We start from the raw sequence: 18,902 nt of genomic DNA, 5'->3' as shown, positions 1-18,902 counted from the left end.
AGGTGCCCGAAAACAGGCGATGGCAAGGAGCTCATCCGCTCCTTGCCACACCCAACGTATAGCGCAGTGGGGGGCTTGCGGCAAGGCCCCGGGTGTCCCACAGAATGGCCGACCGAGGCCGGGACCTGCGGAAACGAAGGATTCGCGAGCGCGGGTCCACGGATCGGCGGGCCGGAACAATCTCGTGGGACGGGCGTTTTGATGATTGACGTGATCGTGGTCGGCGGCGGACCGACCGGCTTGATGCTGGCCTGCGAATTGCGGCTGCACGGCGTGCACGTCGTCGTGCTGGAGAGGTTGACCGAGCCGACCGGGGAGTCCCGCGGACAGGGTCTGCACGCGCGCAGTGTCGAGATCATGGACCAGCGCGGCCTCCTCGACCGGTTCCTCGCGGTCAGCGAGAAGTTCCAGACGGGCGGTCTCTTCGGAGCCATCGTCAAACCCTGGCCGGACCGATCGGACACGGCTCACCCGTACGGCGTCGCCACCCCGCAGCCGGTCACGGAGCGGCTGTTGGAGGAGCGCGCCGTCGAACTCGGTACCGAGATCCGGCGCGGCTGCGAAGTAGTCGGGTTGAGTCAGGCCGAGGACGAGGTGACCGTCGAGTTGGTGGACGGCTCGCGGCTGCGCTCGCGCTACGTCGTCGGATGCGACGGCGGCCGCAGCACGGTACGCAAGTTGCTCGGTGTCGGTTTCCCCGGCGCGCCCGCGACGGTCGAGACGCTGCTGGGCGAAATGGAGGTGACCGAGGATCCGGCGACCATTGCCGCCGTCGTCGAGGAAGTCCGCAGGACTCAACTGCGGTTCGGCGTCAGCCCCGGCGAGAACGGCGTGCACCGCGTCGTGGTGCCCGCCGACGGTGTTGCCGAGGACCGTGCGACCGCGCCGACCCTCGGCGATTTCAAGCAGCGGCTACGGGCCGTCGCGGGCACCGATTTCGGCGTGCACTCGCCGCGCTGGCTGTCCCGCTTCGGCGACGCCACCCGGCAGGCCGAGCGCTACCGGGTCGACCGGGTCCTGCTGGCCGGCGACGCGGCACACATCCATCCGCCGACCGGCGGACAGGGGCTCAACCTGGGTGTGCAGGACGCGTTCAACCTCGGCTGGAAGCTGGCGGCCGAGGTCAACAGCTGGGCTCCGGAAGGGTTGTTGGACAGCTACCACATCGAACGACACCCTGTAGGCGCCCGAGTCATCGCCAACACGCGCGCGCAGATCACGCTCCTGGGGACCGATCCCGGTCCGACCGCGCTACGGGAACTGTTCTCGACGCTGATGGACTTCGAGGAGGTGAACCGGTACGTGACCGAGATGATCACCGCGGTCGGGATCCGTTACGACTTCGGCGAGGGCCATGAACTGCTCGGCCGACGGCTGCGCGACGTGAAGCTGAAACAGGGGCGCCTGTACGAGTTGATCCACGCCGGCCGAGGCCTACTCCTCGACCAGACCGGCCGGCTCTCGGTCGCGGGTTGGGCGGATCGCGTCGACTACGTAGTCGACGTCAGCGAGGAACTGGACGCACCCGCGGTGCTTATGCGGCCGGACGGCCACGTGGTGTGGGTCGGCGACGACCAGGAGGACCTGTTGAGTCGGCTGCCCAAGTGGTTCGGTGTGGCCCACTAGTTGCTCTCCCCCGCCCGCTGTGGTCAGTACGCCGGGAACACCCTGCCTCCCGGGTAGAACGGCTCGCGGTCCGCGCGGAACGCCGTCGTCGCGCCGACCAGGACTCCGAGCCGCAGTCCTTGCACGAGAACAGTCGCGGCGAGTGACCCGGATCGGTCAGCAGGTGCGGCAGCGGTCCGCCATCGGCCCTCGTACTCGGTCCAGGAGACCATCTCGAACTCGTCCTCGGCGACCGGGCGAAGGGCACAGGGATCCGTCACCGGGCCTGTGTGGCCGACAGCACCTCGCGACGCGATCGGATTACGGACGCCCCGTCGCCGGTGTCGCGCCCGCCCGACAACCGGCCGACACCCCGGATCCACCTCACCGTCAGGCACCGTTCCTCATGAGCACCAACTCTGGCCGCTGTCAGCCAACTTGTCCTCAGGAGGCCCGATGTCCCCGCACGACCTCGTCCGACGCCGCGTCCGTCGTCCCGTCGCGGCGGGTGTTCCGCTCGCCATGGTGGTCGCCCTCGTGGCCGCCGGTACGGCCGCAGGTGCCCCCGCGAAGGCCGAGGCCGCCCATGTCACGCGGACGGCGACGCTCGGAGACATCCCGCTCGGCGCGTTCAGCAACGCGCTGCTGCCGGGGACGGTGGTCAACGACCGGGGCGTGGACCTCGGCGGCATCGGCAGCGACATCTACCCCGCCGGCCGCAAGGGCGAGTACTGGACCGTCACCGACCGTGGGCCCAACGGCCAGATCAAGGTGAGCGGGACGAAGCGCCGCACGTTCCCCGTGCCCGGTTTCGACCCGGCGATCGTGAAGATCCGTGTCTCCGGGGACAAGGTGAAGGTCCTGGACGCCCTCCCGATCACCACGTCCTCCGGGAAGGCCGTCACCGGGCTGTCGAACCAGCAGGGACGCGACGAGGCCCCGTACTCCTACGACGCGCAGACGGCGCTGTCGTACAACCCGAACGGGCTGGACACGGAGGGCATCGTGCGGGCCGGGGACGGGTCCTTCTGGCTCGTCGACGAGTACGGGCCCTCCCTGGTGCATGTCTCCGCGCGCGGGAAGGTGCTCACGCGGTACGTACCCAAGGGGCTGCACCTGACCGGGGCCGACTACCCGGTGGTGGAGGCGTTGCCGGCCGTCCTGCTGCACCGGAAGATCAACCGCGGCTTCGAGGGGCTCGCCCAACTGCCGGGCGGCGACCTGGTGATGGCCCTACAGAGCCCGCTGTCGCTGCCGGACGGGGACGCCGGGGACGCGTCGCTCAACACCCGCCTGCTGCGCTTCTCCACGAAGAAGAAGGCGGTCACGGCGGAGTACGCGTACCGCTTCGACCCGGTGAACGTGGTCGACCCCGGCGAGGACGACACCTCCGAACTCAAGATCTCCTCGGTGGTCGCCGTGGGCGACGACCGACTCCTGGTCGAGGAGCGCACCGACAAGGCGGCCCGGCTGCAGGTGGTGAAGCTGAGCCGGAAGTCGGACATCCTCGGCGGTCGATACGACGACGACTCGACGTCCCCGTCGCTGGAGCAACTCGACGACCCGGCCGCCTCGGGTGTCCCCGTGCTGGCCAAGAAGCTGGTCGTCGACCTGGGGACCGTCTCCGGGGTGCCGCAGAAGATCGAGGGCATCGCGCGCGTGGATCACGACACGCTCGCCCTCGTGAATGACAACGACTTCGGGATGACGGACGGCGCGGGCGCGTTCGACGCGCAGGGGCGGTTGGTCGACAGCGGTATCAAGACGACCGTGGTGTACCTGAAGCTGCCGCACGGCATCTGAGCGGCCGTCGGCTCCTGAGGCGGCTAGCCGAACAGGGACGGGAGCAGGGACTCGATGTCGCTGGGAACCTCGCTCGGCAGTTCCGAGGGGAAGTTCGACGGAAGCGACGTCGGGAGCTTGGTCGGCAGGCTGGTGGGGATATTCGTCGGGAGGGCGAGGGACGGGCTGCGGCTCGTACTCGAACTGCTCTCCGCGGGCGTCTTCTTGTCCGGTGAGTCGTGTCCCCCGGAGGCCATCAGCACGATGGCGGCGACGGCTCCGGCGGCGACGACCGCCGCGAGCAGTATGAACAGCGGCCGGGGGCGCCTACGGGGAGGTGGTCCGTAGGCCCCGTAGTCCCCTCCCGGCGGGTGTCCGAAGTCTCCGGGAGGTGGTGGTCCGAAGCCGCCTCCCGGAGGCGGGGCGGCGCCGGGTGGCCCAGGCGGTCGAGGCGGTACGGGCGGCATGGCCATACCGTCAAGAGTCGCCTCGCAGAGGTCATGGCGCGACCCCCGCGCGGTGGTTGATACGGGCTCATGCCGTGGATCGCATGATTCCGGAGCATTCCGCGCGGGGGCCGGTCACGAACGGGCACTCACGCACACCCACGGGCTCGCGGGTGACGTGACGCACGCGTGCGTGCCGTCAGCCGCGTGCTCCCAGGAGGTGGTCCATGGCGAGCTGGTCGAGCTGCTCGAAGGCCATACCGCGCTGGGCGGCCGCCTCGATGTCGAAGTCCTCGAAGGCCGAGCGGTCCGCGAGCAGCGACTTGAGGCCGTCCGCCGCGGTCTGCTGCGCCAGTTCGTCCAGACGCGAGGCGCGCAGCGCCTCCTGGACCACCGGGTCGGCGCGGAACGCGGCCGAACGCTCCTTCAGGATCAGGTAGTTGCGCATGCAGCCGGCCGCGGACGCCCACACGCCGTCGAGGTCCTCGGTGCGCGGCGGCTTGAAGTCGAAGTGCTTCGGGCCGGCGTAACCGGCGCTCTCCAGGAGGTCGACCAGCCAGAAGGCGGCACGCAGGTCGCCGTTGCCGAAGCGCAGGTCCTGGTCGTACTTGATGCCGGACTGGCCGTTGAGGTCGATGTGGAAGAGCTTGCCCGCCCACAGGGCCTGGGCGATGCCGTGCGGGAAGTTGAGCCCGGCCATCTGCTCGTGGCCGACCTCGGGGTTGACGCCGTAGAGCTCCGGGCGTTCCAGGCGCTCGATGAACGCCAGGGCGTGGCCGACGGTGGGGAGCAGGATGTCGCCGCGGGGCTCGTTCGGCTTGGGCTCGATCGCGAACTTGATGCTGTAGCCCTGGTCGGTGACGTACTCGCCGAGGAGGTCGAAGGCCTCCTTCATGCGGTCGAGGGCGACGCGCACGTCCTTGGCGGCGCCGGACTCGGCGCCCTCGCGGCCGCCCCAGGCGACGTAGGTCTCGGCGCCGAGCTCGACCGCGAGGTCGATGTTGCGGATCGTCTTGCGCAGGGCGTAGCGGCGCACGTCGCGGTCGTTGGCGGTGAACGCGCCGTCCTTGAAGACCGGGTGCGTGAAGAGGTTGGTGGTCGCCATCGGCACCTTCATGCCGGTCGCGTCGAGGGCCTCGCGGAAGCGCTTGATGTGCGATTCGCGCTCGGTGTCCGAGGACCCGAAGGGGATCAGGTCGTCGTCGTGGAAGGTCACACCGTGGGCGCCGAGCTCGGACAGGCGCTGCACCGTCTCGACGGGGTCGAGGGCACGGCGGGTGGCGTCGCCGAACGGGTCCCTTCCCTGCCAGCCGACGGTCCAAAGGCCGAAGGTGAACCTGTCCTCGGGGGTGGGCTGGTAGTTCATGACGCGGCTCCTTGTTGCTTCGCTGCGACTATTTCGTCATGGCGGTTTACAAATTAGTATGCACACGCAGCTCTGGGAAGGGACAAGGTGTCCCTGAAGGAGTGGGGTACGGGTCACCGCACCCCGGACAGCCTTGAGAACACCAGGTCAGAGCCCGCAGAGCCGCGGAAAAAACAGGGAGAGCCCGATGTCAGCAGCCGAGGGTCCGCTCGTCGTCGGCGTGGACACGTCCACCCAGTCCACGAAGGCACTGGTCGTCGATGTGTCCACCGGACGGATCGTCGCGAGCGGCCAGGCGCCGCACACCGTCTCCTCGGGGACGGGCCGGGAGAGCGATCCCCGCCAGTGGTGGGACGCCCTGTGCGAGGCCCTGCGCCAGTGCGGGGACGCGGCCCACGAGGCGGCGGCCGTGTCGATCGGCGGCCAGCAGCACGGCCTGGTCACCCTGGACGCGCAGGGCGAGCCGGTACGCCCGGCGCTGCTGTGGAACGACGTGCGTTCGGCGCCGCAGGCCACCCGGCTGATCGAGGAACTGGGCGGTCCGAAGGCCTGGGCGGAGCGCACCGGCAGCGTGCCCGGAGCCTCCTTCACCGTCACGAAGTGGGCCTGGCTCGCCGAGCACGAGCCGGAGGCGGTGCGCGCCACGGCGGCCGTGCGCCTCCCCCACGACTACCTCACCGAGCGACTCACCGGGCAGGGCACGACCGACCGGGGCGATGCCTCCGGCACCGGCTGGTGGGCCTCGGGGACCGAGTCGTACGACGAGGAGATCCTGCAGCACGTCGGGCTCGACCCGGCGCTGCTGCCCCGGGTGGTGCGGCCGGGCGAGGTGGCCGGGACGGTGCGCGACTGCCACGATCTGCCGTTCTCCAAGGGCACGTTGGTCGCGCCGGGCACCGGCGACAACGCGGCCGCCGCGCTGGGTCTCGGGCTGCGCCCCGGCGTCCCCGTGCTCAGCCTCGGCACGTCCGGCACCGTGTACGCCGTGTCGAAGCACCGCCCCGCCGACCCGTCCGGCACGGTCGCCGGCTTCGCCGACGCGCACGGCGACTGGCTGCCCCTGGCCTGCACCCTGAACTGCACGCTCGCCGTCGACCGGGTCGCCGCCCTGCTGGGCCTGGACCGGGAAGCCGTAGAACCCGGCACGTCGGTCACGCTGCTCCCGTACCTGGACGGCGAGCGCACCCCGAACCTGCCCAACGCCTCGGGCCTGTTGACGGGCCTGCGCCACGACACCACCGGCGGCCAGCTCCTCCAGGCCGCCTACGACGGTGCCGTGCACGCCCTGCTGGGCGCGCTCGACCTGGTCCTCGACAAGGACGCGGACCGCACGACGCCCCTGCTGCTGATCGGCGGAGGCGCCCGGGGCACGGCCTGGCAGGAGACCGTACGGCGGCTGTCGGGGCGCCCTGTCCAGGTGCCCGAGGCGAAGGAACTGGTCGCGCTCGGTGCCGCCGCGCAGGCCGCGGGGCTGCTGACCGGCGAGGATCCGGCCGCGGTGGCCCGGCGCTGGAACACGGCGGCCGGGCCGGTGCTGGACGCCGTGGAGCGCGACGAGGCGGCGCTGGCCAGGATCTCCGGGGTACTCTCCGACGCGGCTCCGCTGCTCGAACGGGGGCCGGACGCCCGTTGACGCACACCGACCGAGGACTGACGGAGGCATGACCGCACCGCTGCACGAGGCGCACCCCACCGGGTCCGGGCGTGCCCTGCCCGACACCCAGCAGGGCATGCGCCGCCGCAACCTCGCGCGCGTGATGCACACGGTGAGCGCCGAGGGCCCGCTCTCGCGTGCTGGCGTGGCCTCGCGCATCGGGCTGACGCGTGCGGCGGTGTCGACGCTGGTGGACGAGCTGATCCGGTCGGGGCTCCTCGAAGAGCTGGGCCCCGAGCGGCCCGGCCGGGTGGGCAGGCCCGGATCGGCGCTCGCCGTCAGCGGGCGCGGTCCGGCCGGGATCGGCGCGGAGATCGGCGTCGACCATCTCGCGGTCTGCGCGGTCGATCTGCGCGGCGAGATACGCGCGCGTGCCGTGCGGCACGGCGTGAACCGCGGCCGCTCCCCCGAGCCTGTGCTCGCCGAACTCACTGCCCTGGTACGGCAGGTCGTGGCCGAGGCGGAAGCGGAGGGCCTGTGGCCGGCCGGGCTCGCGGTCGCCGTGCCCGGTCTGGTGGCACGCGACGGCCGCACGGTCGTCCGTGCCCCGAACCTCGACTGGCACGACACGGACCTCGGCGCCCTGCTGCCCGCCGGACTCCCGCCCACGGTGGACAACGAGGCCAACTTCGGCGGACTCGCCGAACTCTGGCTGGGCGGGACCACTCCGCGCGACTTCCTGCATGTGTCGGCCGAGATCGGCATCGGCGCCGCGGTCGTGGTGGACGGGGGGCTGCTGCGCGGAACACGGGGATTCGCGGGCGAGTTGGGGCATGTCCCCGTGCGTCCCGACGGGCCGCGGTGCGCGTGCGGCGGGCGCGGCTGCCTCGAACAGTACGCGGGCGAGGAGGCGGTACTGCGCGCCGCCGGTCTGAAGCCGGGCGCGGACCGGGTCGGGCTGCTCGCGACGCGTGCCGCCGACGGCGACGAGGCGGTACGACGTGCCCTGCAGGACGCCGGTACGGCGCTCGGCATCGCGCTGACCGGCGCGGTCAACCTCCTCGATCCGCAGCTGGTGGTGCTGGGCGGCGCGCTGTCCGGGCTCGCGCCATGGCTACTGCCGTCGCTGGAGGCCGAGTTGGCGCGGCGCACGGCGGGGCCTGCCTGTCCGGTGTCGGTGTCGCGGCTGGGGCCCGAGGGTCCGCTGCTGGGGGCCGCGCACTCGGTGGTGCGGGCCGTCCTCGACGATCCGGCGGCGGTGGCCGAACGGGCTGGGGACAACGTGGCTGAACAGGCCTGAAACGGGGCCGACTTCACCCGTCCGAGTGATCGAGTTATCCACAGTTTCGTCGTCGTCCACGGAACCCCGCCACGCCCTACTGTCCAACCCGCAAGCGCCGTACCGTGATTCACGCGAGGCGCAGCCGTCGAGTCGTGACGACGGCGTGCGGATACCGGTGGACGAGGGGGGATTCACGTGTCGGGGGAGACAGTACGAAGGCCGGAGACAGTTCCGGGGCTGAGGCGGGATGCCGTCGGGCTGCGCGAGGTTCTCTTCCAGAGCGTCACGGCGATGGCGCCGGCCGCAGCGGTCGCCGCGTCGATCCCGTCGGGCGCGGCCTTCGCGGGCGGAAGCCTCCCGCTGTCGGTGCTGATCGCGCTGGTGGCCTGCCTGTTCACCGCGTCCTGCGTGGCCGAGCTGGCCCGCGAACTGCCCGCCGCCGGCTCAGTGGCCACCTACGCGGCACAGGGACTGCATCCGGCCGTCGGCTTCCTGGTCGGCTGGGGCTACGTCTTCGTGGAGGCGCTGATCCCACCCCTTCTGCTCCTCCAACTCGGCTTCACCACGGCGGGCACCCTGCACCAGGAGTGGAACTCGTATCCGGAGAACCTGTGGTGGCCTTGGGCGCTCGCGGGCGCCGCGATCATCGCGGCGGCGGGCTGGTTCGGAGTCCGCGCCTCCGCCCGCTTCGGCACGGTCCTCGGGGTCTTCGAGATCCTCGTCTTCCTGGTGTTCGCCGTCTGGCTGATCGGCAAGGCCGGCAGCGCCAACACCCTCTCGGTGTTCGGCACTTCACACACCGGCAAGGACTACCCGGCTCTCGGCGGGGTCTTCGCCGGCTCGGTCTACACGGTGCTCGCGTTCGCCGGGTTCGAGGCCGCGGCACCGCTCGCCGAGGAGACACGGGACCCACGCCGGACGATGCACCGCGCGGTGCTCGGCGCGGCCCTCGGGATCGGCCTGTTCTACGTGCTGACGACCTACGCCATGACGGTGTACTTCGGGCCGGACCGCTTCAGCGGATTCGGTGCCTCCGGTACCGCGTCCTGGGAGGGGGTGGCCCGCGCGTCGTTCGGACTGTTCTGGGTGCTGGTGTTCCTGGCCGTGGTCAACTCGACGATCGCCAACGCCAACGCGTGCGCCACCGTCTCCACACGCACCGCCTTCGCCCTGGCCCGCATCCGGGTGCTCCCTCGCGTCCTGGCCACCCTGCACCCACGCCACCGCTCCCCCGTCGCCGGCATCGCCGTGCAGACCGTCGTCGCGGTGGGGGCCGTCCTGGGCCTCGGCTTCGGCTACGACCCGGTGACCGCGTTCCTCCTCCTGGCCACGGTGATCGTCACGGTCGTCATCGGCGTCTACATCGTCGTGAACCTGGCCTGCGCGGGCTATTTCCTGCGCCGCAGGCGCGAGTTGCTCAAGCCGCTGCGACACCTGCTGGTCCCCCTCCTCGGGATCGTCGCCTTCGTCCCCGCCCTGCTCACCGCGGCAGGCATCCCGGCCTTCGACTTCGTGACCGAACTGACCGCTCCCGTGTCCTACGCCGGACCGGTCGTCGGCATATGGATGGCGGCCGGGGTCGTGGTCCTGCTCGTTCTCCTACGACGGCACCCCGAGCGAATAGCCGAAACCGCCCGTGTCCATCTCGACGAACCCGCCTCCACCGGTCATCCGCAGAACGGAGCAGTACAGCCATGAACGACCCCCGGATCCTGACGGTGCGGCCCGAACCGGGCGAGTACGCCTGGACGTTCGGCGGCGCCCCGCCCGTGGCGCGCATCGCGCCCGGCACGGTTCTCGACCTGTACACGGAGGACTGCTTCGCCGGACGGGTACGGTCCGAGAAGGACCTGGTGTCCGAGGTGTGCGAGTTCCCGTTCCTGAACCCGCAGACCGGCCCCTTCCATGTGGAGGGCGCGGAGCCGGGCGACACGGTCGCCGTCCACTTCGTGTCGATCGAACCCGCCCGGGACTGGGCCGCCTCGACCACGGTCCCGCTCTTCGGCGCGCTCACCTCGACGCACACCACGGCGACGCTGCAGCCGCCGCTTCCGGAGACCGTCTGGATCTGGCAGTTGGACCGGACCCGCCGTACGGCGTTGTTCCGCGCGCGGGACAGCGACATCGAGATCGAGCTGCCCCTCGACCCGATGCACGGCACGGTGGGTGTGGCCCCCGCCAACCTCGAGGTGCGTTCGGCGCTGGTGCCCGACGCCCACGGCGGGAACATGGACACGCCCGAGATGCGGGCCGGGGTCACCTGCTACCTCGGCGTGAACGTGGAGGGCGCACTGCTCAGCCTCGGCGACGGGCACGCCCGGCAGGGCGAGGGAGAGACCTGTGGAGTCGCGGTCGAGTGCGCGATGAACACCGTGGTGATCGTGGAGCTGCTCAAGGGGGTCGCCACGCCCTGGCCGCGCATCGAGTCGGACACGCACATCATCTCGACCGGATCGGCTCGCCCGTTGGAGGACGCGTTCCGGATCTCCCAGCTCGACCTGGTGCGTTGGCTGGTGCGCGACTACGGGTTCAGCGAACTGGACGCCTACCAATTCGCAACCCAGGCGGTCGAATCGCCGTTGGCCAACGTGTGCGACACCAACTACACCTGTGTGGCGAAGATCAGGAAGGAATGGCTGCCCGCGCGCGAGACGCACCGCGGACTGCACGCGCGGCTGCGTGAGACCGCGGCCGCACTCCAGCACTGAGCCCACCGCCCACTCCGAACACCCGGAAGACCCCGAACACCCCGAAGAACTCTGAAAGGCAACCCGCAGTGGACCGTTCAAGACCGCTTCCGAGCAGGCGGCGCATCCTCAAGGGTGCCGCGCTGGCCGCCGTACCGTACGCGTTACTTCCCGACGCGGAGGCCGGTGCGCAGACCCAGGCCGTCGACTATCCGCCGGCCGAGTGGCAGCCGGCGAGCGCCTCCAACTACACGGCGTCCAACCGCCCCGGCACCTATCCCGTCGACTACGTGATCATCCACGTCACGCAGGAGACGTATCCCAACACCCTGTCCATCTTCCAGAATCCGCAGAAGAAGGTGTCCGCGCACTACCTCGTGCGGTCGGCCGACGGGCATGTGGCGCAGTGCGTGCGGGAGGCCGACATCGCCTGGCACGCCGGGAACTGGGACTACAACACGCGCAGTGTCGGTATCGAACACGAGGGCTGGGTGGATCAACCCCAGTGGTTCACCGACGCGTTGTACGAGCAGTCGGCCAGGCTGACGGCGGCGATCTGCGCGAAGTACGGGCTCCCGAAGGACCGGGCGCACATCATCGGGCACTACGAGGTACCGGGTACGGACCACACGGATCCGGGGCCGAACTGGGACTGGACACGCTACATAAGGCTGGTCAACTTCGCCTGAGCCGAGGCGGATCCGAGCCGGTTCCGAGCCGGATCCGAGAGCGTCGCGATTCGTTCGGGGCGTACCTGGTCGAAACGGTTGTCCGGATCCGTCCGCGGAGTGACGATGTCCGCATCCGTTGCGACGCCGTGTCGCTGTCATGTCGTCGCCGTATCGCCGTTGTACCGCCGCTGCACCGCCGTCGTATCGACTTCAGGGGAGGCCGAGTTGACCGATCCATGGGTGGCCCTGGAGCCGGGGGCCGACCCTGCCGAGCGGGTGCGGGTGCTGCGCCGGGCGCACGAGACGTTCGCCGTGGCGGGTACGGTGCCGCAGCCGGTGCGGTCGGTGGTGGCCGATTCCTGGCGGCGTTCCGCGCGGGCCGGGGTCGGCCCCGAGGGCACTGCGAGTGTGGAGCTGACGGACGGTGACCTGGGTGTCCACCGCGCGGAGCATCCGCTGGCGCGGGTGATGCCACTGATCCGGGAGCTGGTGGGCACGTTCGCCGCGGACGGCGAGCATCTGCTGGCGGTGTGCGACGCGCAGGGCAGGCTGTTGTGGGTCGAGGGCGACCCGGCGACCCGGCGGAAGGCGGGCCGGATGAACTTCGTGCCGGGTGCGCGCTGGGCGGAGAGCGCGGTCGGGACGAACGCGCCGGGTACGGCGGTCGCCGTGGACCGGCCGGTGCAGGTGTTCGCGGCCGAGCACTTCATCCGGCGGGTGCAGCCGTGGACGTGCGCGGCTGCTCCGGTACACGATCCCCGCACGGGGCGGGTGCTCGGTGCCGTGGACATCACCGGCGGGAACGGGCTGGCGCATCCGCACAGCCTCGGCTTCGTGCAGGCGGTGGCGCGGGCCGCCGAGTCCCAACTGGCGCTGCTCGCACCGGAACAGACACCCGTCGACGGACCCGAACTGACCGCGCTCGGCCGGGACGAGGCCCAACTGTGCCTCCACGGACGCAAGATGAGGCTGAGCCGCCGGCACAGCGAGATCCTGGTGCTGCTGGCCCGGCATCCCGAGGGGCTGACCGGCGACGAGTTGCTGTGTGCGCTGTACGAGGACGAGTCGGTGCCGCCAGTGACCCTGCGGGCCGAACTCGCCCGGCTGCGGCGCCTGTTGGGCCCGGGTCTGCTCGCCTCGCGTCCGTACCGGCTCACGTCGCCGGTCGAGTCCGACGTGGCGATCGTCGAGCGGCGGCTGGAAGGGGGCACGGTCATGGGAGCGGCGACGGCGTACACGGGTCCGCTGCTGCCCGGTTCGCAGGCACCGGCCGTGGTCCGGCTCAGGACCCGCCTCGCGGACGGCCTCCGTACGGCGTTGATCGCCCGCCGCGACCCCGACCTGCTGGCGGACTGGGCGCACGCGCCGTGGGGCGAAGACGACCTCGATGTCTGGCGGGCGCTCGCGGCGATACGGCCGACGGCGCCGGTGCGTTCGCGACTCGCCGCGCTGGAGTCCGAGCTGGCGGCACCGGCCGGGTGGTCACGGCAGACGGGACGCTGACGTAACTCGCGCTCGACGTAAGGCGCTTACCGCCCAGCCGACTCTCCGCCCTCCGGCTCCCGGCTCCCGGCTCCCGGCTCCCGGCTCCCGGCTCCCGGCTCCGGGGGTGCCCCTGTCTCCAACGCCTCCGTCGTCTACTCCCGCGTCCACTCCCGTCCCGCGTCCACTCCCGCCAGGACGACGGCTCCCGGCCCCCGCCCCCTCCCTCCACCCACCGCTTCCGCGCAACGTACATGCAACGTCTCGCTCCCTAGCCTCGCGCCGAGAGCTGCCCAACGGCGGGCAGCGCTGTTCCGGGAGGCAGACCAGGATGACCCGTTACACGGCACCCGGCACCGAGGGCGCGATCGTCTCCTACCAGGCGCGCTACGACCACTTCATCGGCGGCGAGTACGTGCCGCCGGCCCGCGGGCAGTACTTCGAGAACCCGTCACCGGTGAACGGGCAGCCGTTCACGGAGATCGCGCGCGGCACCGCGGAGGACGTGGAGCGGGCGCTGGACGCGGCGCACGCGGCGGCGCCGGGGTGGGGCCGGACGTCGGTGACCGAGCGTTCCGACATCCTGCTCAAGATCGCCGACCGGATGGAGGCGAACCTGGAGACGCTCGCGGTCGCGGAGAGCTGGGAGAACGGCAAGCCGGTCCGCGAGACGCTCGCCGCCGACATCCCGCTCGCCATCGACCACTTCCGCTACTTCGCGGGGGCGATCCGGGCGCAGGAGGGTTCGCTGGGCGAGGTCGACGACGACACCGTGGCGTACCACTTCCACGAGCCGCTCGGGGTCGTGGCGCAGATCATCCCGTGGAACTTCCCGATCCTGATGGCGACTTGGAAGCTGGCGCCGGCGCTCGCGGCGGGCAACGCGGTCGTCATCAAGCCGGCCGAGCAGACCCCGGCGTCCATCCACTACTGGATGAGCCTGATCGCGGACCTGTTGCCGCCGGGCGTGGTGAACATCGTCAACGGCTTCGGCGTCGAGGCGGGCAAGCCGCTGGCGTCCAGCCCGCGCGTGGCGAAGGTCGCCTTCACCGGCGAGACCACGACGGGGCGGCTGATCATGCAGTACGCCTCGGAGAACATCAAGCCGGTCACGCTGGAACTCGGCGGCAAGTCGCCGAACATCTTCTTCGACGACGTGTCGTCGGCGAACGACGACTTCCTCGACAAGGCACTCGAAGGCTTCACGATGTTCGCGCTCAACCAGGGCGAGGTGTGCACCTGCCCGTCCCGGGCGCTCATCCAGCGCGGCCACTACGCGGACTTCCTCCAAGCGGCTGTCGCCCGCACGGAGTTGATCAAGCCGGGCCACCCGCTCGACACGGACACGATGATCGGAGCGCAGGCGTCCAACGACCAGTTGGAGAAGATCCTCTCCTACCTGGACATCGGCCGGCAGGAGGGCGCGAAGATCCTCACGGGCGGCGAACGCCTCGACTACGACGGGGAGTTGAAGGGCGGCTACTACGTCCAGCCGACGATCTTCGAGGGCGACAACCGGATGCGGATCTTCCAGGAGGAGATCTTCGGGCCGGTGGTCTCGGTGACGTCGTTCGACGACTTCGACGACGCGATCAAGGTCGCCAACGACACGCTGTACGGTCTCGGGGCGGGCGTGTGGACCCGGGACATCAACACGGCGTACCGCGCGGGCCGGGCGATCCAGGCGGGCCGGGTGTGGACGAACTGCTACCACGCGTATCCCGCGCACGCGGCGTTCGGCGGCTACAAGCAGTCCGGCATCGGTCGCGAGAACCACAAGATGATGCTGGACCACTACCAGCAGACCAAGAACCTTCTCGTTTCATACAGTCCGAAGAAACTTGGGTTCTTCTAGAGCCTGAAGTCGGTTGCCTGGAGGCCTGGTTGAGCTCCGGGCAACCCGACTCGACGCATATCCGTAGGCGGCACTCGAACCGCTGACACCACTGCCCCACACTCCGCGGTGCCTTCCGGTGGCAGGCGCATCTCTTAGGTTCCGTGCAGACCGTCCCCCCTGTCGAACCTGGCCTCCAGCGTCCCGGACGGGGCCGGCGACGGACAGATCGATTGCCGTCCCGACCGTTTCCCCTCCAGGGGCAACTCCTCTGTGCCCGGGCCCCCTCTGCGCAGTACGCAACGGCACCACTTCTGTCGCGGCGAGGCGCAGGAGCGGGATGTCCAACTCGGCGCGGCGGTGAGGGTGACGCGCAGCAGTGCGCGTGCCTTGGCCGCCGGACGGGCTGACGAGCGCTCAGGTGCTCCATGGCCGGTGCCGCGCCGTCCGGACAGGAAAGTGATTCCGTCAGCGGGATCCGCGCTCGTCCGAGAGCGCGCACATGTGCGGCCCGGGCTCCTCACCGCGGTGTGAGCCCACAGCCCGGGTCCGGGCGTGTCAGGCGCTGATGTCGTCGTGGCCCAGGTCGCCGCCGAGTTCGCGGGAGGCTTCGGCCTGTGCGAGGAGTTCCCTGGCCTTGGCCTGGACGCCTTCGATGGCGTCGGCACCGGCGACGAAGCGCAGCAGGGGCTTCTCCTGGCCGGCGATGGTCAGCAGGGCGCGGGCGAGCTTGGCGGGGTCGCCGGTCTGCTGGCCGTTCATGCTCTTCCAGGCCGCGATGGTGGCGGTGGTGCGCTCGGCGTAGTCCTCGATGGTCGGCTCGGGCCAGGTGGTGGAGGCGTCCACGAGGAGCTCGGTGCGGAAGAAACCGGGTTCCACGACCGTGGTGTGGATGCCGTAGGGCTCGACGTCGTAGCGCAGGGATTCCATCCAGCCCTCGACGCCGAACTTGGAGGCGGCGTAGGCGACGCAGAACTCCTGTCCGATGATGCCGGCGGAGGAGGAGAGGGTGATGACGTGGCCGGCGCGCTGCTTGCGCAGGACGGGCAGGACGGCGCGGGTGACGTTCATGGGGCCGAAGAGGTTGGTCTCGATCTGCCGGCGCATCTGTGCGGGCGTGATCTCCTCGAAGTAGCCGGCGAAGAAGTTCCCGGCATTGTTGATCAGGACGTCGATGCGTCCGAAGCGGTCTACGGCTGCCTGCACGGCTGCCTCGGCGTCCTCCAGGCTGGTGACGTCCAGCTTGGTGACCAGCAGGTTGTCCTGCGGTCCGCCCAGTGTCTTCTCCACCTCTTCGGGGCGACGGCCGGTGGCGACGACCTGGTGACCGGCGGCGAGGGCTTCGCGGACGATGTCCGTGCCCAGACCGCGTCCGGCACCGGTGACGAGAATGACCTTGCTCATGAGGGGTTCCTTCGCGGGTACTTGGGGTGCTTGGGGTGTTTCGGTGGGTGGGAGGTCAGGCCTGGTCGGTGGGCATGATCCACAGTTCGCCGACGGAGGCGTGGCGGGGCCGGGTGACCATGTAGGCGACGCCGTCGGCGATGTCGTCGGGGGCGAGGACCTCGGTCTGCTCGTAGAAGGTGCCGATCGCATCGCGGACTTCGGGCTTGTGGTCGTTGTGCGAACCCAGCTCGGTGTCCACGCCACCCGGCTCCAGTACGCCGACGCGGACGTGGCGCCGGGTGACCTCCTGGCGCAGGGACTCGGTGAAGCCGTTCACGCCGAACTTGGTGAGGTTGTAGACGCCGTAGCCGTTCCAGGCGACCCGGCCTGCGATGGAGCTGATGTTGACGATGTCGGCGACCCGGCGCGGACCGTCCTCGGCGGCCTTCAGCAGGTGCGGGAGGGCGGCGCGGGTGGTGTGGAGGAGGCCCTGGACGTTGACGGCGATCATGCGCTCCCATTCGTCGGCGTCCGCGCCGACGACCGGGCCCAGGAGCATCAGCCCGGCGTTGTTGACCAGGGTGTCCAGACGTCCGAAGTGCTCGACGGTCCGCTGTACGGCGGCCTCGGCCCGGGTGCGGTCGGTGATGTCCGCTTCCACCACCAGGGCGGTGCCGCCCGCCTTCTCGATCTCGGCGGCGAGGTCGTTCAGTCGGTCCTTGCGGCGGGCCACCAGGGCGACGAAGGCGCCGTCCTCGGCGAGTCGGCGGGCGGTGGCGGCGCCTATACCACTGCTCGCGCCGGTGACGAGCGCGACCGTGTCGGTCAGTTTTGTTGCCATGGGGGTGTCCTGTTCTTCCTTGGTTCTCTGGGTGTGCGGCGCAGGGCCGACGGGGACTCGTACGGGCCGAACCGAGGGGTGCGGCGAGCGCCGGTCATCGCGTCGGCGTAGGGGTGGCCACGGCGGAGGCGGGTGGGGTACGGCGGAGGCGAGTGGAGTACGGCGCTCCGCTGCTATGCGGCGGGCAGGGCGCCCAGCTGCTGGAGGATGCCGAGCATGTCGAGCTGGGCGCGCTCCTCGACGATCTTGCCGTGGGACAGGCGGTAGAACGCGGAGCTCTCCGCGTGGATCTTCGTGCCCGTACCCTCGGCTCCGGCGAAGGGTCCCTCGTGCGTGCCGGTCATGGTGTAGCGGATGGCCACGGTGTCGCCCTCGGCCCGCATGTCCTCCACCGTCCACTTGAGGTCGGGGAATGCCTTCATGTTCGCGGCGACGATGCCGAGATACGTGTCCCGGCCCTGCTGCGCCCGGCCGCCGAAGTGCATGACGATGTCCGGGCTGATGAACCTCCTCGCCGACGCGGGATCACCGGTGGGCAGGAACTCGCTGGTGAAGCGCTGCATGACGCGCTTGTTCAGTTGGGCGGTCCCGTGGTTCCGGGAGGCGGATACCGCGGTGACGCAAGTCGACGACTCGGCGCCGGTGTTGCCGTCGGCCGCGCCGGCCGCGTCCGCGGCACCCGATCCGAAGGCCGTGAGGCCGAGCGTTCCCAGCGCTGTGACTACGACAGCGGGCTTGGTGTATCGACGCATGATCCGTCCTCCGATTCCGGGGATCGCGGCGCCGACGGCGCCGCGGAGGGGCTGGAGAGCGGTGGCAGAAGCACCGCCGTATCCGGGCCGTTCACACCGCCCTGGGCGGTGCACCATCAACAGAACCGGTTGTCACGGGTGTGTGGGAGTCCCTGATGAGGGGGTCACTGAGAGGGACTCCCAGGCGGCGGGAAGCGTTCGTAGAGTGGAGCACATGACAGGAATAAACGACCCTTACGGCACCAACCATGACATCCGTGGTGATTTCCGTGCGGAGATCAGGGAATTCCTGGGCACGCGACGGGCCAGGGTCACCCCCGAGCAAGCCGGACTGCCCTCGTACGGCGGAGACCGTCGGCGGGTCACCGGGCTGCGCCGGGAGGAGGTGGCTCTGCTCGCGGGCATCTCCAGCGAGTACTACACCCGGCTGGAGCGCGGCAACGCCACCGGCGTCTCCGAGAGCGTCATCGAAGGCATCGCGCAAGCGCTGAAGCTCGACGAGGCCGAGCGCGCCCACCTGGTCGATCTCCTGCGTGGCGCCGGCACGGCCCGCCCTCCGCGCCGCCGACCGGCCCAGCAGCGTGTCCGGCCGGCGGTGCGGCGCGTCCTCGACTCGATGACCGGCACGCCCGCGTTCGTCATGAGCGGCCGCCTGGACGTCCTGGCGGCCAACCTCCTCGGGCGGGCGCTGTTCTCCCCGGTCTATGCCGACCCGGTACGGCCACCGAACAACGCCCGGTTCGTCTTCCTCGACCCGCACGCGTCCGAGTTCTTCCGCGACTGGGACGAGGTCGCCAACGACACGGTCGCCATGCTGCGCGCGGAGGCCGGCCGCGACGCCTACGACCGCCGGCTGACGGACATGATCGGGGAGCTGTCCACCCGCAGCGAGGAATTCCGCCGCCGCTGGGCGGCCCACAACGTCCGGATCCACACCACCGGCGCGAAGCGCCTCCACCACCCGGTCGTCGGCGACCTGGACCTGCCGTTCGAGACCTTCCCGCTCGGCGGCGACCCGAGCCAGTTCCTCCTCACCTACACCGCCGAGCCCGCGTCACGATCACAGGACGCCCTCAACCTGCTGGCCAGCTGGGCCGCGACCAACGACGACATCGACGAGTCCGCACCGGTCAGCGATTCCAAGACGGCCGGGACGGCCGAGACGTCAGACTGA

Annotated in this window: 16 protein-coding genes; 10 read left to right on the top strand and 6 right to left on the bottom strand. The window is 70.5% G+C overall.

What is annotated here, in order from left to right; all coding sequences use genetic code 11:
- Positions 1-201: 201 nt before the first annotated feature.
- On the top strand, positions 202-1,626 hold the full coding sequence (gene rox, locus OG504_RS44615) for a rifampin monooxygenase (RefSeq protein ID WP_405994869.1): 1,425 nt from the start codon (positions 202-204) through the stop codon (positions 1,624-1,626).
- A gap of 23 nt (positions 1,627-1,649) precedes the next feature.
- On the opposite strand, the gene OG504_RS44610 is transcribed toward rox, so the two are convergent.
- Positions 1,650-1,886: a hypothetical protein gene (locus OG504_RS44610; RefSeq protein ID WP_405994868.1), complete on the bottom strand. Its 237-nt coding sequence runs from the start codon at positions 1,884-1,886 to the stop codon at positions 1,650-1,652.
- A gap of 175 nt (positions 1,887-2,061) precedes the next feature.
- On the opposite strand from OG504_RS44610, the gene OG504_RS44605 reads away from it, so the two are divergent.
- A complete protein-coding gene (locus OG504_RS44605) occupies positions 2,062-3,408 on the top strand; it encodes an esterase-like activity of phytase family protein (RefSeq protein ID WP_405994867.1) in 1,347 nt (448 codons plus the stop codon).
- Positions 3,409-3,431: 23 nt separating this feature from the next.
- Here the strand turns inward: OG504_RS44605 and OG504_RS44600 are convergent, their stop codons facing one another.
- On the bottom strand, positions 3,432-3,644 hold the full coding sequence (locus OG504_RS44600; RefSeq protein ID WP_405994866.1) for a hypothetical protein: 213 nt from the start codon (positions 3,642-3,644) through the stop codon (positions 3,432-3,434).
- A gap of 388 nt (positions 3,645-4,032) precedes the next feature.
- A complete protein-coding gene (xylA, locus tag OG504_RS44595) occupies positions 4,033-5,199 on the bottom strand; it encodes a xylose isomerase (RefSeq protein WP_033278292.1) in 1,167 nt (388 codons plus the stop codon).
- Between the two features lie 187 nt (positions 5,200-5,386).
- Between xylA and xylB the strand changes: the two genes are divergently transcribed.
- The 7 genes from xylB to OG504_RS44560 all read left to right on the top strand — a co-directional run bounded on the left by xylB (position 5,387) and on the right by OG504_RS44560 (position 14,770).
- The gene (gene xylB / locus OG504_RS44590; protein ID WP_405994865.1) at positions 5,387-6,832 is read left to right on the top strand and encodes a xylulokinase; all 1,446 of its coding nucleotides are present in this window, start codon (positions 5,387-5,389) and stop codon (positions 6,830-6,832) included.
- 28 nt (positions 6,833-6,860) lie between these two features.
- On the top strand, positions 6,861-8,093 hold the full coding sequence (locus OG504_RS44585; RefSeq protein ID WP_405994864.1) for an ROK family protein: 1,233 nt from the start codon (positions 6,861-6,863) through the stop codon (positions 8,091-8,093).
- Positions 8,094-8,312: 219 nt separating this feature from the next.
- Positions 8,313-9,773: an APC family permease gene (locus OG504_RS44580; protein WP_405996587.1), complete on the top strand. Its 1,461-nt coding sequence runs from the start codon at positions 8,313-8,315 to the stop codon at positions 9,771-9,773.
- On the top strand, positions 9,770-10,783 hold the full coding sequence (locus OG504_RS44575) for an acetamidase/formamidase family protein (RefSeq protein ID WP_405994863.1): 1,014 nt from the start codon (positions 9,770-9,772) through the stop codon (positions 10,781-10,783). Before OG504_RS44580 ends, OG504_RS44575 begins: the two co-directional genes overlap by 4 nt.
- Before the next feature lie 68 nt (positions 10,784-10,851).
- Positions 10,852-11,451 (top strand): N-acetylmuramoyl-L-alanine amidase, encoded by a 600-nt coding sequence (locus OG504_RS44570; protein ID WP_405994862.1) that lies wholly within the window; start codon positions 10,852-10,854, stop codon positions 11,449-11,451.
- 207 nt (positions 11,452-11,658) lie between these two features.
- A complete protein-coding gene (locus OG504_RS44565; RefSeq protein ID WP_405996586.1) occupies positions 11,659-12,936 on the top strand; it encodes a GAF domain-containing protein in 1,278 nt (425 codons plus the stop codon).
- 310 nt (positions 12,937-13,246) lie between these two features.
- Complete coding sequence (locus OG504_RS44560; RefSeq protein WP_405994861.1) at positions 13,247-14,770, top strand: aldehyde dehydrogenase family protein; 1,524 nt, start codon at positions 13,247-13,249, stop codon at positions 14,768-14,770.
- Positions 14,771-15,307: 537 nt separating this feature from the next.
- Here OG504_RS44560 and OG504_RS44555 read toward each other — a convergent pair.
- The 3 genes from OG504_RS44555 to OG504_RS44545 form a co-directional block, all read right to left on the bottom strand.
- Positions 15,308-16,153 (bottom strand): SDR family oxidoreductase, encoded by an 846-nt coding sequence (locus OG504_RS44555; protein WP_405994860.1) that lies wholly within the window; start codon positions 16,151-16,153, stop codon positions 15,308-15,310.
- A 55-nt stretch (positions 16,154-16,208) separates the two neighbouring features.
- Positions 16,209-16,976, bottom strand: a complete 768-nt coding sequence (locus OG504_RS44550) for an SDR family NAD(P)-dependent oxidoreductase (RefSeq protein ID WP_405994859.1) — start codon at positions 16,974-16,976, stop codon at positions 16,209-16,211.
- A 173-nt stretch (positions 16,977-17,149) separates the two neighbouring features.
- Entirely contained in the window at positions 17,150-17,728 is a 579-nt protein-coding gene (locus tag OG504_RS44545; RefSeq protein ID WP_405994858.1) for an ester cyclase, read from the bottom strand.
- 214 nt (positions 17,729-17,942) lie between these two features.
- On the opposite strand from OG504_RS44545, the gene OG504_RS44540 reads away from it, so the two are divergent.
- Positions 17,943-18,902 (top strand): helix-turn-helix transcriptional regulator, encoded by a 960-nt coding sequence (locus OG504_RS44540; RefSeq protein ID WP_405994857.1) that lies wholly within the window; start codon positions 17,943-17,945, stop codon positions 18,900-18,902.

It is taken from the genome of Streptomyces sp. NBC_00986 (assembly GCF_045162565.1).
GTDB lineage: Bacteria > Actinomycetota > Actinomycetes > Streptomycetales > Streptomycetaceae > Streptomyces.
This window is presented reverse-complemented; position numbering and strand designations above follow the sequence as displayed.

Excerpts from the sequence above, each read along its gene's own strand:
- rox (WP_405994869.1), top strand. The coding sequence starts at position 202 with ATGATTGACGTGATCGTGGTCGGCGGCGGACCGACCGGCTTGATGCTG.
- OG504_RS44605 (WP_405994867.1), top strand. The coding sequence starts at position 2,062 with ATGTCCCCGCACGACCTCGTCCGACGCCGCGTCCGTCGTCCCGTCGCG.
- OG504_RS44600 (WP_405994866.1), bottom strand. The coding sequence starts at position 3,644 with ATGGCCTCCGGGGGACACGACTCACCGGACAAGAAGACGCCCGCGGAG.
- xylA (WP_033278292.1), bottom strand. The coding sequence starts at position 5,199 with ATGAACTACCAGCCCACCCCCGAGGACAGGTTCACCTTCGGCCTTTGG.
- xylB (WP_405994865.1), top strand. The coding sequence starts at position 5,387 with ATGTCAGCAGCCGAGGGTCCGCTCGTCGTCGGCGTGGACACGTCCACC.
- OG504_RS44585 (WP_405994864.1), top strand. The coding sequence starts at position 6,861 with ATGACCGCACCGCTGCACGAGGCGCACCCCACCGGGTCCGGGCGTGCC.
- OG504_RS44575 (WP_405994863.1), top strand. The coding sequence starts at position 9,770 with ATGAACGACCCCCGGATCCTGACGGTGCGGCCCGAACCGGGCGAGTAC.
- OG504_RS44560 (WP_405994861.1), top strand. The coding sequence starts at position 13,247 with ATGACCCGTTACACGGCACCCGGCACCGAGGGCGCGATCGTCTCCTAC.
- OG504_RS44555 (WP_405994860.1), bottom strand. The coding sequence starts at position 16,153 with ATGAGCAAGGTCATTCTCGTCACCGGTGCCGGACGCGGTCTGGGCACG.
- OG504_RS44550 (WP_405994859.1), bottom strand. The coding sequence starts at position 16,976 with ATGGCAACAAAACTGACCGACACGGTCGCGCTCGTCACCGGCGCGAGC.
- OG504_RS44545 (WP_405994858.1), bottom strand. The coding sequence starts at position 17,728 with ATGCGTCGATACACCAAGCCCGCTGTCGTAGTCACAGCGCTGGGAACG.
- OG504_RS44540 (WP_405994857.1), top strand. The coding sequence starts at position 17,943 with ATGACAGGAATAAACGACCCTTACGGCACCAACCATGACATCCGTGGT.